The 13,511-nt window shown below is 41.1% G+C and carries 11 protein-coding genes and 1 rRNA gene (1 of these 12 only partly in view); 8 read left to right on the forward strand and 4 right to left on the reverse strand.

Going from position 1 to position 13,511, the window contains the following annotated elements; all coding sequences use genetic code 11:
* The first annotated feature begins 22 nt into the window (after nt 1-22).
* On the forward strand, nt 23-2,191 hold the full coding sequence (locus H7992_RS05775; RefSeq protein WP_187046928.1) for an RNA polymerase sigma factor: 2,169 nt from the start codon (nt 23-25) through the stop codon (nt 2,189-2,191).
* A 113-nt stretch (nt 2,192-2,304) separates the two neighbouring features.
* The gene (gene yugI, locus H7992_RS05780) at nt 2,305-2,679 is read left to right on the forward strand and encodes a S1 domain-containing post-transcriptional regulator GSP13 (protein WP_187046929.1); all 375 of its coding nucleotides are present in this window, start codon (nt 2,305-2,307) and stop codon (nt 2,677-2,679) included.
* 105 nt (nt 2,680-2,784) lie between these two features.
* On the opposite strand, the gene H7992_RS05785 is transcribed toward yugI, so the two are convergent.
* Nucleotides 2,785-4,101 carry an AAA-type ATPase lid domain-containing protein gene (locus H7992_RS05785; protein WP_354314875.1) on the reverse strand — a complete coding sequence of 439 codons (1,317 nt, stop codon included), beginning with the start codon at nt 4,099-4,101 and terminating at the stop codon, nt 2,785-2,787.
* A gap of 133 nt (nt 4,102-4,234) precedes the next feature.
* On the opposite strand from H7992_RS05785, the gene pruA reads away from it, so the two are divergent.
* The 3 genes from pruA to H7992_RS05800 all read left to right on the forward strand — a co-directional run bounded on the left by pruA (nt 4,235) and on the right by H7992_RS05800 (nt 8,666).
* Nucleotides 4,235-5,779: an L-glutamate gamma-semialdehyde dehydrogenase gene (gene pruA, locus H7992_RS05790; RefSeq protein ID WP_187046931.1), complete on the forward strand. Its 1,545-nt coding sequence runs from the start codon at nt 4,235-4,237 to the stop codon at nt 5,777-5,779.
* A 369-nt stretch (nt 5,780-6,148) separates the two neighbouring features.
* A complete protein-coding gene (locus tag H7992_RS05795) occupies nt 6,149-7,342 on the forward strand; it encodes an ornithine--oxo-acid transaminase (protein ID WP_067206454.1) in 1,194 nt (397 codons plus the stop codon).
* Nucleotides 7,343-7,421: 79 nt separating this feature from the next.
* A complete protein-coding gene (locus H7992_RS05800; protein WP_067206457.1) occupies nt 7,422-8,666 on the forward strand; it encodes a Glu/Leu/Phe/Val family dehydrogenase in 1,245 nt (414 codons plus the stop codon).
* Between the two features lie 43 nt (nt 8,667-8,709).
* Here the strand turns inward: H7992_RS05800 and H7992_RS05805 are convergent, their stop codons facing one another.
* The gene (locus H7992_RS05805) at nt 8,710-8,946 is read right to left on the reverse strand and encodes a DUF378 domain-containing protein (RefSeq protein ID WP_067206459.1); all 237 of its coding nucleotides are present in this window, start codon (nt 8,944-8,946) and stop codon (nt 8,710-8,712) included.
* Between the two features lie 118 nt (nt 8,947-9,064).
* Between H7992_RS05805 and H7992_RS05810 the strand changes: the two genes are divergently transcribed.
* Nucleotides 9,065-10,228: an iron-containing alcohol dehydrogenase gene (locus H7992_RS05810; RefSeq protein WP_187046932.1), complete on the forward strand. Its 1,164-nt coding sequence runs from the start codon at nt 9,065-9,067 to the stop codon at nt 10,226-10,228.
* A 48-nt stretch (nt 10,229-10,276) separates the two neighbouring features.
* Here the strand turns inward: H7992_RS05810 and H7992_RS05815 are convergent, their stop codons facing one another.
* Together H7992_RS05815 and H7992_RS05820 are read right to left on the reverse strand one after the other, a co-directional pair.
* A complete protein-coding gene (locus tag H7992_RS05815; RefSeq protein ID WP_067206465.1) occupies nt 10,277-11,287 on the reverse strand; it encodes a cation diffusion facilitator family transporter in 1,011 nt (336 codons plus the stop codon).
* A gap of 12 nt (nt 11,288-11,299) precedes the next feature.
* The gene (locus H7992_RS05820; protein ID WP_067206468.1) at nt 11,300-12,022 is read right to left on the reverse strand and encodes an MgtC/SapB family protein; all 723 of its coding nucleotides are present in this window, start codon (nt 12,020-12,022) and stop codon (nt 11,300-11,302) included.
* 114 nt (nt 12,023-12,136) lie between these two features.
* Between H7992_RS05820 and H7992_RS05825 the strand changes: the two genes are divergently transcribed.
* Nucleotides 12,137-13,039: a DMT family transporter gene (locus tag H7992_RS05825; RefSeq protein ID WP_067206471.1), complete on the forward strand. Its 903-nt coding sequence runs from the start codon at nt 12,137-12,139 to the stop codon at nt 13,037-13,039.
* Between the two features lie 396 nt (nt 13,040-13,435).
* Nucleotides 13,436-13,511: ribosomal RNA gene (locus H7992_RS05830) — 16S ribosomal RNA — on the forward strand; it runs 1,476 nt beyond the window's last position.

A 13,511-nucleotide genomic window follows, 5' to 3' on the forward strand; every position in this document is an offset into this window, starting at 1 on the left:
TGAATAAGGGGGGACTTCGTACATGGAAGAATCTGAGTGGATTGAAAAAGTGAAAAATGGGGATCTTGTAGCATTTGCAGAGTGGATGGACATTTACTCGTGTGACATTGAACGGTTTGCATTTCAGTACGGCTGTTCTCCAGAACAAGCTGGCGAAGTGGCTGAGGACACATTTAGAGAAGTAGTTCAGCTAATGAAAACTTATGTAAATGAAGATAGTGTACAGCTTGAATTATATAAAATAGCGATTAAAAAGTTCTCGGATTTTGAATTGATTAGTCCAATTCCGAGTAGCATTTTGGCCTTTGAAGAAGACGAACAGCTACATCATCAGATTGTCCAGTTAACGAGTGAAGAGAAGCTCGCGCTCATTCTTTCTCAGTTTCATGGCATGAATGACGAAGAAGTGGCAGTGATTATCGGAATTCCAGTTGATGATGCAAGGCGTACACTCACTGCTGCCTTCGATCAACTTGAAGGAGGAAATTTTGGGAAAAGGCTTGAATTTCTCGATAAATCACATAGGCGAATTCGTTCTATGTTCAGAAGAGAAATAGTTTTTCAGGACCCAGTTGAAAGTCTGATAGAAGTTCGAATTGAAAAGAAATCAATGACAAAGAAGGCTCTTTTTTCATGGATTGCTGGCGTTAGTCTACTGATTATCCTGCTTACAATTTCAGTCGTGACAAGCGAAGAATATAAGAGGTCTTCCGATGAAAAGTACCTAGCACGCTTGAAAACTTCTTTTGAAAATGAAATGGCAACAAAGTACATGACACTAGGACTCGTTGAACCTAAAGGGGAAGAGCAAGAATTCTACAGTGACATGTTTGGGTATGACGAACGTCAACAGTTTGAGGGAGTAACGAAGAAAATTCAAGAGCAACTAACTAACAATGAAAAGATAAATAGAAAAAATGTGCAAGAACAGTACGGAGAAATTATGGGGAATTTGGAACTCCCTTCAGAAATGGTTGTGAAGCTGTTAAAAAAACCATTATCGGATGACAGAGCTAGTAGTGAGGTGTTTATAAAAGCATATATAAATAAAGTCAATTGGATTAGTGATTTGTATAGGGTTGCGTTATACGAACATAAAGGAGTAATTACTGAAACAGTTGAAAATGGAGCGATAGATGTTGAAGAACTTCTTCAGAAGAAAAATACATACCCAGAAGAAATTAGAACAGTTTTGGGAACAATGGGAGACCAAAACATTGGGCTTGTCAAAGAATCTGAATGGGATTATTTCCATCCCATATATCTGAAAAATGAAGTGGGTTTGGCAATAAGAGATTCAATTCATGAAGATTTTAGAGGGTATTTGACATTTTTGGGGACGAATCCATTTAATTATTTGGCAATTCAATCGGGATCCACACTTCAACAAACCGTAGATTACATCGTAGAACTAGAGAATACATTGCTTGTTGATCAACAAGAGGATCAATTATATCAAAATGTACTGGGTTATTATAACAATGTATTTTATGATAGGTTTATTTTAAACGAAGATGGTCGGTTAACGGGGAGTGATGGGAAGTTGAAAAAAGAGTACCGTTTAGCTTGGGAGAAACTTGCTAACACGGGAGAAAACTCTCCGTCGGCATATATTATGCAACAAATCGTGAAGGAAATGGAAGAGAGTGACTGGGAGACATCAGATAGTTTAGAACGGCTAGAGTACCATCATCTTTATGATGCTGTTGGTTTTGCTAAAAGAGGGGACTTACAATTATTTATTCTTGAAAGTGTAATGCAAGAAAGCGGTAACGAAGTGGCTGTCAATAATCCAGAGTACATTCAAGAAGTCGAGAGGACATACGTGAAATTCACTAAGGGACATCGGCTGAATGCTTTGGTTGGCGTTAAACCAGTAGTCATACTCGGTGTCTATTTGTATGCAAACGAACAAGAGGATCCAAAGACGATGTGGCATCTGACTAATCGTGAATCTCTTTCGCTTACACTGAACGAGTACGTTACTACTTGGAGGAAGCAAGAATATCAAATAGAAAAAGCTGACATTTTGGTAGAGGAAATAGGGAGCAATGTATTAAACGGGGTTCCTCTTACGCCAATTAGTTATGAGTACAAAGCGGATTTCGTCTATGATAGTTGGCTAATTTTGGATGAAGGGACTGGGGCATGGTTGATTGAAACAGCTCCTAAAGTCATTGTTAAGCAGTGATTGTGTATGGCTAACAGACTGCCAAATTTTTGCTTGCCCTCTATAAACATGATATAATTTTAAGTGGCCTTAAGGGCAGAATCGATAACAAAATAGATTGGGAGCTGTTTTAAATGGCGCGAAAATATGAAGTAGGCGAAGAGTTTTCGGGCAAAGTGACAGGTATCCAGCCGTATGGTGCATTTGTTGCTCTCGATGGTGAAACACAAGGACTTGTACACATATCTGAAATCACATACGGATTCGTAAAAGACATTAATGAATATCTAACTGTGGGGCAAGAGGTCCAAGTGAAAGTACTGGAAGTCGACGAAGCTGCAGGTAAGATTAGTCTATCAATTCGTGCTCTTCAAGAAGCACCGGCTGTAACACGAAAAGAAGACCATCCGCGCAAGTCACTGCAAGCGCGTGTTGACGAAAGTGATGCAGAAGGATTCAATTCGTTGAAAGACAAACTTCAAGACTGGATCGAAAAGTCTGGGCAGTAATGGAACACAGCCAAAGTTCGCGACGTCCTGTCGCAATGGCTGCATGACCCACATCCTGTAGCTAGACAATAAAAAGTGAGGAAAAAGGCATAATTGCCTTTTTCCTCACTTTTTTAATTTCCGCAGTCGGTACTGCAAATTCTGCCTGCTCATACCAAGCGCATTTGCAGTTTTTGTGACGTTCTTATCATTGAGTTTCATCGCTTTTTGTAAGTAATAGGCTTCCGCCTCGCGCAAAAACTGTTCAAGCGGTAGTAGCTCTTTGCCAGGTTGGACGATGAAATCAGCAGCCTGCGTCGGTTCGTCGGTGATTTCCGCGCTTTTCATCCGGAAATGAAAAGGAAGCAAATCATAGGTAATGGCAGTCTCTGTCATCGCTAGAGAAGAGATTTCGTCGAGAAGAAACTCGAGCTCCCGGGTATTTCCGGGCCATTCATACCCGAGGAAAAGATGTTCAACTTCGGGTGTAATATCTTTAAGTGTGGAACCGTAGCGTTCATTACGCCGTTCCAAATAAGCGGAAATGAATGGTAATATATCTTCTTTTCGTTTTCGTAGAGGTGGAATTCGAATTGTGAATGAAGCAAAGAAATAATATAAGTCTTTTAATAATGTGCCAGAAGCGATTAATTCGACAGGGTCATCCCCGATACTTGCGATGAATTGCTTATTACTGTTAGGTGATTTTAAAAGTATCGATAGCAATTTTTGCTGTAATGGAATGGATAACAAATCGATTCTTTCACAAAATAATGTAAGAGGATCCTCTACATTTAAATCTTTATCTAAGCGTCCTATAAGTATTGGGTCTGAACTATGACAGAACAGGGTATAGAGTACGGTGCTGGAAGGTGATAATTCATTATGTATGCTTTCAGCGATAAGATCCTTACCTGTACCTGTTTCACCGATTAACAATACCGGTAATTTTGCTTTAGCTGCTTTTTTTGCAGTCGCAATAACCACTTTCATAGGCGGGGAGGAAGCAATTATTTGATTGAATGTTACAGGATCACTACTTTTTCGAAATGGCTGAAGAACGAATTTCTCGAGAGCTGTTACGTCACGGGCTAATTCAACAGCTCCAATGAGAGTTTGTTGGTTAAAGATTGGATATGTGTCATTAATGGATGTGATTTCTGTACCTTTTCGGTTCCAGTACGTTTGTTTTACATTTAGTTGTTCTTTGCCGCTTTGCAAAACTTTTAACAGTGTACTTTCTTCTTGGTCGAAATTGAAAAGTTCTAAAATTGAACGATCACCCACATCTTCGAGTGCAAGTCCTTCGATTTCTTTCATCTTTTCATTATAGATGACAGTTCGACCATTGTTGTCAACGGCATGTATACCAACCGCGGCACGACGCACTGCAAACTCATAAAAAGGGAAGAGTGAATCGTCTATATTCTTCAAAATAATCACCTTCCAAATACTTTTTTTGAAAAACTAATGAATAATGCTTGATATCTGCAACAATCTTTTGCATTATTATATATGTAATCAATTACTAAGTGCAAATAATATTTGCGTTTCATAATTAAAGAGGAGGAATAATATGATTCCATATAAACATGAACCATTCACAGATTTCACGGTAGAAGAGAATAAACAAGCTTTCCTTGAAGCTTTAAAGCAAGTTGAAGGATACCTTGGTCAAGACTATCCACTTATTATTGGTGGAGAGCGCATCATGACTGAAGAAAAATTAGTATCAACAAACCCTGCAAACAAAGAAGAAGTAATCGGTAGCGTTTCTAAAGCAAGCAAAGACCTTGCTGAAAAAGCGATGAAAGTTGCTGACGAAACATTCAACACGTGGAAGAAAGTTAAACCTGAATTCCGCGCAGACGTATTATTCAAAGCTGCTGCAATTATCCGCCGCCGCAAACACGAATTCTCAGCATTACTTACTAAAGAAGCAGGTAAACCTTGGAATGAAGCAGATGCTGATACAGCTGAAGCAATCGATTTCCTAGAGTTCTATGCACGCAAAATGCTTGAACTTAAAAATGGTATCCCTGTTGAAAGCCGTCCAGGTGAATTCAACCGTTTTGACTACATTCCTCTTGGAGTTGGCGTTATCATCTCTCCATGGAACTTTGCATTCGCAATCATGGCGGGAACGACTGTTGCTGCTCTTGTAACAGGAAATACAGTACTTCTTAAACCTGCATCGACAACACCAGTTGTTGCATACAAATTCATCGAAGTACTTGAAGAAGCGGGCATGCCAACAGGCGTTGTCAACTACATCCCAGGTTCTGGTGCTGAAGTGGGCGACTATCTAGTTGATCACCCAAGAACACGTTTTGTGTCATTCACTGGTTCACGCGAAGTAGGAACACGCATTTACGAACGTGCGGCTAAAGTGAACGAAGGCCAAATCTGGTTGAAACGCGTTATCGCTGAAATGGGCGGTAAAGATACAATTGTTGTTGATAATGAAGCAGATCTAGAACTTGCTGCACAATCAATCGTGAAATCTGCATTCGGATTCAGCGGACAGAAATGTTCAGCTTGTTCACGTGCGATCATTCACGAAGACGTTTATGACCAAGTCGTTGAACGTGTTGGTGTATTGACGAAAGAATTGACGTACGGTGATCCAACTGAGCTATCAAACTTCACTGGCCCAGTAATCGATCAAGCGTCATTCGACAAAGTTATGAGCTACATCGAAATCGGTAAAACAGAAGGTCGTTTAATCGCAGGAGGAACAGGCGACAGCTCGAAAGGATTCTTCGTTGCACCAACGGTTATTGCGGATCTTGATCCAAAAGCGCGCGTTATGCAAGAAGAAATCTTTGGCCCAGTTGTCGGTTTGTCGAAAGCGAAGAGCTTCACTGAAGCTATCGAATTTGCAAACAACACGGATTACGGCCTAACTGGCGCTGTCATCACAAACAACCGTCATCACATCGAACAAGCTCGTGAAGATTTCCATGTAGGTAACTTGTACTTCAACCGTAATTGCACAGGTGCAATCGTTGGTTACCAACCGTTTGGTGGATTCAACATGTCGGGGACAGATTCAAAAGCTGGCGGACCGGATTACCTACAACTTCATATGCAAGGTAAAACAACTTCAGAAACACTATAAGAAAAGCGTAAGTGCCTTGGTAGACCCGAAAAGCGCTGGAGGGCCTGAAGATAAATGCGCTCTTTGCCTTTAACTTAAGGACTGAAGCGACTCGAGGAGCTAGGCGCTGGAGTTAGACACTAAGAAAAGCGGAGGGCGCCTGCACAAAAAGGAATGCAGCCTAAGTGCGCCACTTCCTGTGGCAACAGCTGCATGACCTACATCCTGTAGGCCCGCGACAGGCATAAGGCGGACCGGCGACGCGGTGAACTCCCCGCATAGCTGGGCTGACTTATGACCCGAGCATCTGGCGCCCGGAGCTAGACACTGATTTATCAGACCCATCTATTTGGGTGGGTCTGTCTTTACATATAAAGGGGAGGGAAATGTATGTCGGTATCAGAAAAAGTAATTGTTCAAACGGAGAAATTTGGGGCAAACAACTATCATCCACTGCCAATCGTTATTTCTGAGGCACAAGGGGTTTGGGTAAAAGATCCTGAAGGTAATAAATTTATGGATATGCTTTCCGCGTATTCAGCAGTAAACCAGGGGCATCGTCATCCGAAAATTATTCAAGCATTGAAAGACCAAGCTGATAAAGTAACGCTTACTTCCCGTGCTTTCCACAATGACCAACTTGGTCCATGGTATGAAAAGATTTGTGAACTGTCAGGCAAAGAAATGGCACTTCCTATGAACACTGGAGCTGAAGCTGTTGAAACAGCTATTAAAGCAGCACGCCGCTGGGCTTATGACGTTAAAGGGATCGCAGAAGACCAAGCAGAAATCATTGCGTGTGAAGGCAACTTCCATGGTCGTACAATGACAGCTGTTTCACTTTCTTCAGATGCTGAATATAAACGTGGATTTGGTCCAATGCTTCCAGGCATCGACCTTATTCCCTACGGAGATATCAAAGCACTTGAAGCAGCAATTACACCAAATACTGCTGCATTCCTTATCGAACCGATTCAAGGTGAAGCAGGTATAATTATTCCGCCAGCAGGTTATATGAAAGCAGCACGTGAACTTTGTAAAAAGAATAACGTTCTATTTATTGCAGATGAAATTCAAGCCGGCCTGTGCCGTACTGGAAAAATGTTTGCATGTGAATGGGAAGACATGGATCCGGATATGTATATCCTAGGTAAAGCACTAGGTGGCGGCGTATTCCCAATATCTTGTGTACTTGCTGACAAATCTGTTCTTGGTGTATTCAATCCAGGATCACACGGTTCAACTTTTGGTGGAAATCCTATGGCGTGTGCAGTATCAATCGCGTCTTTAGAAGTGCTGGAAGAAGAAGAACTGGCGAAAAAATCTCTTGAACTCGGAAATTATTTCATGGAAGAGTTAAAGAAAATTGAACATCCGTCGATTAAAGAAGTACGCGGACGCGGATTGTTCATAGGTGTTGAGTTAACTGAAGCTGCTCGTCCATATTGTGAAGAGTTGAAAGAGCTTGGATTACTATGTAAAGAAACACACGATACAGTGATTCGTTTTGCTCCGCCACTCATTATCACAAAAGAAGAATTGGACTGGGCAATAGGTAAAATTAAAAAAGTTTTCGTTAACTAAAATACTTAACAATATAAGTGTCCGATATGTTACAATATATGCATAGAAAACATTATGAATCAAAGAGGCGAATCATTAAATGACTGAAAACCTGAATCTGTTTACGTCTACACAAGCTCTTTTTAAAGATGCACTTGATAAACTAGGCTACGATGAAGGAATGTACGAACTTCTAAAAGAACCACTTCGTATGATTGAAGTACGTATTCCTATAAAAATGGACGATGGCAAAGTAAAAGTCTTCACGGGTTACCGTGGACAGCATAACGATGCAGTTGGACCAACAAAAGGTGGCGTACGATATCACCCGCAAGTAACGCTAGAAGAAGTAAAAGCACTTTCTATGTGGATGACATTAAAAGCTGGCATCGTCGACCTACCATATGGCGGCGGTAAAGGTGCAATCGTTTGTGATCCACGTGAAATGTCTATGGGTGAACTTGAACGACTAAGCCGCGGTTATGTCCGTGCCTTAAGCCAAGTAATGGGACCTAACAAAGATATCCCAGCTCCAGACGTCTTCACAAATGCGCAAATAATGGCATGGATGATGGATGAATATAGCCGTATTGACGAATTCAACTCACCTGGCTTCATTACAGGTAAACCAATCGTTCTTGGTGGATCGCAAGGTCGTGACCGTGCGACTGCCGAAGGGGTAACAATCATTATCGAGGAAGCGGCGAAACGTCGTGGAATTGATATGAAAGGTGCACGTATCGTAATTCAAGGTTTCGGAAACGCGGGTAGCTTCCTATCTAAGTTCCTTCATGATGCTGGCGCGAAAGTAATTGGAATTTCCGATGCTTATGGTGCCCTTCATGATCCAGAGGGTCTTGATATCGATTACTTACTAGACCGTCGCGATAGCTTCGGAACAGTAACTACACTTTTCGATAACACGATTTCGAACCAAGAATTACTTGAACTCGATTGCGATATTCTTGTGCCTGCGGCAATCTCTAATCAGATTACTGAAAAAAATGCACATAATATCAAAGCAACGATTGTTGTTGAAGCAGCAAATGGGCCGACTACAACTGAAGGAACTAGAATTCTTAAAGAACGTGGAATTCTACTTGTTCCCGATGTTCTTGCAAGTGCGGGCGGCGTAACAGTTTCATACTTTGAGTGGGTCCAAAACAACATGGGCTACTATTGGACTGAAGAAGAAGTGCGCGAAAAAATGACGAAAAAAATGGTTGAAGCATTTGAGAACGTATATACAACTGCGGAAACTCGTAATATCGACATGCGCCTAGCAGCATATATGATTGGTGTTCGTAAAACTGCGGAAGCATCACGTTTCCGTGGTTGGGCATAATCAAAACAATAAAGGCATCTCCCGGTTTAAACGGGAGATGCCTTTATACTTTTTCAGGAACCGAAACAATTACCTCATCGTGATCCTGCCGCTGATTAAATAGCAAGCCAAGGTTGATGAGACCTGAAACTCCTATGATGATATAAATAAATCGTGCGAGCGGTTCCGCGGAACCACCTGCGAATTGTGCAACAACGTCGAAACGGAATATTCCTGCTACTCCCCAATTGAGTGCACCGATAATTGTCAGTGCTAGAGCTATTTTATGAACTTTACTCATTTTGCAACACCTCCTTAAATTACTATGCCCAGAAGACTGATTTTCATACGCGCACCTTTATTTTTGCAAAATGGTTTATTGTTTCGGATAATGAAAGAATAAAGGGAGGCAATATAGAATGAATGAATTTGTATTCCATAATCCAGTTAAGCTTATTTTTGGAAAAGGCCAACTTCAGAAATTATCACAAGAACTAGCGAATTACGGTAAAAAGGTGCTTGTCGTTTATGGGGGCGGCAGCATCAAGAGAAATGGTCTATATGATGAAGTAATGGCGATTTTAAAAGAGAATGATATGGAGGTACATGAACTTTCAGACGTTGAGCCAAATCCGCGTGTGTCAACTGCGCGAAAGGGTGCGGAGATTTGTAAGGAAAAAGACATCGACGTTATCTTAGCAGTTGGCGGAGGATCAGTTATCGACTGTGTAAAACTTATTGCATCGGCAGCGAAATATGAAGGTGATGCATGGGATCTTGTAACAAGGAAAGCGTTCGCGGAAGATGCAATCCCATTTGGTACAGTTTTGACACTTGCAGCAACAGGTTCGGAAATGAATGCCGGATCTGTTATTACTAATGAAGAAACGGAAGAGAAATATGGATGGGGCGGTCCGTTTAATTACCCGAAATTCTCTATTCTTGACCCAACCTATACATTATCTGTACCCAAAGACCAGACGATTTATGGGATTGTTGATATGATGTCCCATATTTTTGAACAATACTTCAATAATGCAAAGAACACGCCTGTACAAGATGAGATGTGTGAAGGTGTGCTACGTGCAATAATGGATAATGCACCAAAGCTTGTCGAAGACTTGGAGAATTATGATTTACGTGAGACGATTTTATTTGCGGGTACTATAGCGTTGAATGGCTTCCTTCAAATGGGCTATCAAGGAGACTGGGCGTCACATGATATCGAACATGCTGTGTCCGCGGTTTATGATATCCCGCACGCAGGTGGGCTTGCGATTCTTTTCTCACATTGGATGAATCATAATGTTAACGTTAATCCTGCGCGATTTGCCAAGCTTGCTGTCAACGTATTTGGAGTTGCACCAGAAGGTAAGACGCAGGATGAGGTCGCGTTTGAAGGGATCGCACGTCTAAGAGCATTTTGGACGTCTATTGGAGCGCCTGAAACGCTTGCCCATTATGACATCGATGATTCGAAACTGGATTTGATGGCAGAAAAAGCAACAGTCAACGGGCCACTTGGGCAATTCAGCAATCTAAATAAAGAGGATGTACTATCAATTTTAAAAGCTTCATTATAAGAGAATTAAAAACGTCACGCCGGGGTTATCTCCGGCGTGACGTTTTTGTTATTCAGGGAATTTTGAACCGAATTGCTTAATTGCATCAGTGGAATTGGACCTTTTCCATGTTGACACACCGTCATCTTCATCAAAAGAAATTAAAACGTCCTGTACACCTTTTTGATTGAGGATAATAGTCATGAGTCGGTCCCGCACATCGTCGACATAGGCGACTGTATGGGATGGGTCAACTTCTGCGACAATTTCAACATGAAGGAATTCGCCTTCTTTGATAACTTCAATACGTTGAATATCTTTTACATCGGGATCTTCAGCAACAAGTAGGGAAATGTGATTGAGCATTTCCTCGTCCGTTTCCCCGATTGCACCACGTGCATTTTCGAGAAATACTTTACCAACCACATAGAACATCATCATACCAATCATAATGGATGCAATGCCTTCCGCTACAAGTAGCCCAAGGAAATGAGCCAACAGGACAGCGAAAAATGCGAGAAGTCCGCCTAGTGTTGCGACAAAATCTTCCATGAATACGAGTTTTGTTGCGGGTTTAGCACGATTGAGGTTTTTAAAACCTAGTGTAATGGGAGCCATCCCACCTTTATCAATCCCTGCTTCATGAAGTATCTCTTTACCCGCCTTGTAAAGTACAATGCATTCCAAAATGATACCTATACCAAGAACAGAGAGATTTATAATTAAATTTCTCATTCCGCCTGACTCAGATGGATTTACGATATGATGCCACCCGCCTATGATAGCCTCATAGGACATGATTCCAACTATAATGACAGCGCCCAGACAAACTAAATTTACGACACGGCCGAATCCATTAGGATATTTCGGGGTGGGTGCTTTTTTCGAAAGAGCAGAACCAACGAAAACGAAAAACTGGTTCGCTGCATCACCAAATGAGTGCATCATTTCTGCAAACATAGCCACATTTCCAGTGAAGAAGAATGCAATGGCTTTTAAACAAGCGATTACTGTGTTAACAATTGCTGCGAGTAGTGAGGGCTTGTTGCCTTCTTTTAAAAGTTTTAGTATGTCTCTCATAATTTTCCTCCGTTATGGGAATATTTCGATTTCAACCGATTCGATATAAGGTAGTGTCGACAACTCGATATACAAATTAGACGTATGTCTTTTGGGAAGTGCTGAGATTCGAAAATGAAGTTCGTGCTGTACTTGAAGATCCCTTGATAGAATTTGCCGAATCCGCAAATTCTCGATTGTCATGCTTTCTATCTTCAGGTAAGTAATGAGATCTTCAATCTTTGATTTGTCCGATAACACTACAATGAAGGAAGCTTCTTTTGTACGAAGTCTCTTTGGCCCCAATTTATCAAGTGCAGGTGCAAGGACTTCGATGACAAACATCACGGCTAGTACAGCAAACGCAGCTTCAATATAAAAACCGGCCCCAACAGCAATCCCGATACTTGCCGCTCCCCAAATCATAGCTGCCGTCGTTAACCCAGTAATGCTGTCATTACCTCTACGCAGGATGGCTCCAGCTCCGAGGAATCCGATACCGCTGACAATTTGGGCAGCTAAGCGGAGCGGATCCATCGTTACGTTAATATCATTCCGCGCTGGAACGAGATAAGCTGCTTCTATAGAGACGACAGTCAGAAGGCAGCTAAAAGTGGCGATAACAGCACTCGTTTTTAATCCAATCGGTTTCTTCTTTATTTCCCTCTCCACACCAATAACTAAACTTAAAACTAAAGCGAGCGTGATTTTAATTAACACTTCGGGATACATCGCTTCATTTGCAATCCAAGTCATAATCGTTCCCCCCTAGTAATGTCCTCTCTTAATTACCATGTTATACTTACAACTATCTATTGTCTAAAAAGATAGAGATGTAACCTAATTCCTTTTGAAAGAGATGTGTTAGAAATGGAAAAGCCTCGAATTCATCCGTATATCCCAATTATTATAGGAGTGATATCAGTAGCACTATCGGCGATATTCGTGAAACTCGCCACAGCAGATGCTGGTGTGATTGCATTTTATAGAATGTTCTTCTCTGTGCTAATTATGTTACCGCTCTTTCTTATGAAGTATAGGAAGGAAGTATTGACGCTCAGTAAAAAAGATTGGATCTTTTCGGCAATTGCCGGAGTATTTTTAGCCTTTCACTTCATTCTATGGTTCGAGTCATTAAATTACACATCGGTTGCTAGTTCAACGGTGTTAGTTACCTTACAGCCCATATTTGCTTTTGTAGGAACGTACTTCTTCTTTAAAGAGAAGTTATCGTTCAAAACAATTTTATCTGCTTTGATTGCTGTAACGGGAAGTGTAATCATTAGCTGGGGAGACTTCAAGCTGAGTGGCACTGCTTTTTATGGAGATATGTTGGCGTTAATTGCATGTGCGCTTATTACTACCTATCTGCTATTCGGACAAGATGTACGTAAACGTCTTTCTCTTATTACATATACATTTGTTGTTTATTCGATAAGCACAATTACGTTGTTCTTCTATGTTCTCATCAAAGGGGAGTCATTTGGCCCTTATCCAGGATCTGATTGGTTCTGGTTTATAATGCTCGCACTCATACCGAATCTGTTAGGGCATACACTTTTCAACTGGGCCATTAAGTGGGTAAGTACCAACGTTATATCTATAGGTATACTATTTGAGCCAGTTGGAGCTGCAATCTTGGCGTTCTATGTCTTTGATGAAACCTTATCCATATCCCAAATTGCCGGCGGAATGGTTGTGATAGCGGGGATAGTGCTCTTTGTAATTGATGGTGAAAAGTTGCGGAATAAATTCTTTTCGAAAAAGGCTTGATTTCTTATAACGTTCTGTAGTATATTAATACATGTCCTCAGGGAGCGAGAAACATCAGCGAAAAAGAAATTGAAATAAAATGTTGACTCGTTCCGGAAGAGATGTTATATTAAATGACGTTGCGCTTTAAACATTGTTTAAACAATGAAAAAGAAATTGAAATTAGTTGTTGACAAAGAAAGCGTAAGTTGATATGATATAAGAGTTGCTGCTGAAACACTGGTAGCCAAATGAACCTTGAAAACTGAACAGCAAAACATCAATGAAATACAGCGAGAGTGCTAACGCACTTGAGCAAAACGTTTCTAACTAAGTCAGCTTCGGTTGGTTGAAAAGAAACACACACAAGAATCTTCGGATTCGAGTCAGCAAGAAATGAGCTATTCATTATCTTCTATTATGGAGAGTTTGATCCTGGCTCAGGACGAACGCTGGCGGCATGCCTAATACATGCAAGTCGAGCGGAATGACG

Origin of the sequence: Sporosarcina sp. resist, from assembly GCF_014302295.1 — a bacterium.
Taxonomy (GTDB): Bacteria; Bacillota; Bacilli; order Bacillales_A; family Planococcaceae; genus Sporosarcina; species Sporosarcina psychrophila.

Coding starts and splice junctions, on each gene's coding strand:
- yugI (WP_187046929.1), top strand. CDS start 2,305: ATGGCGCGAAAATATGAAGTAGGCGAAGAGTTTTCGGGCAAAGTGACA.
- H7992_RS05795 (WP_067206454.1), top strand. CDS start 6,149: ATGTCGGTATCAGAAAAAGTAATTGTTCAAACGGAGAAATTTGGGGCA.
- H7992_RS05815 (WP_067206465.1), bottom strand. CDS start 11,287: ATGAGAGACATACTAAAACTTTTAAAAGAAGGCAACAAGCCCTCACTA.
- H7992_RS05820 (WP_067206468.1), bottom strand. CDS start 12,022: ATGACTTGGATTGCAAATGAAGCGATGTATCCCGAAGTGTTAATTAAA.
- H7992_RS05825 (WP_067206471.1), top strand. CDS start 12,137: ATGGAAAAGCCTCGAATTCATCCGTATATCCCAATTATTATAGGAGTG.
- H7992_RS05800 (WP_067206457.1), top strand. CDS start 7,422: ATGACTGAAAACCTGAATCTGTTTACGTCTACACAAGCTCTTTTTAAA.
- H7992_RS05810 (WP_187046932.1), top strand. CDS start 9,065: ATGAATGAATTTGTATTCCATAATCCAGTTAAGCTTATTTTTGGAAAA.
- H7992_RS05775 (WP_187046928.1), top strand. CDS start 23: ATGGAAGAATCTGAGTGGATTGAAAAAGTGAAAAATGGGGATCTTGTA.
- H7992_RS05805 (WP_067206459.1), bottom strand. CDS start 8,946: ATGAGTAAAGTTCATAAAATAGCTCTAGCACTGACAATTATCGGTGCA.
- pruA (WP_187046931.1), top strand. CDS start 4,235: ATGATTCCATATAAACATGAACCATTCACAGATTTCACGGTAGAAGAG.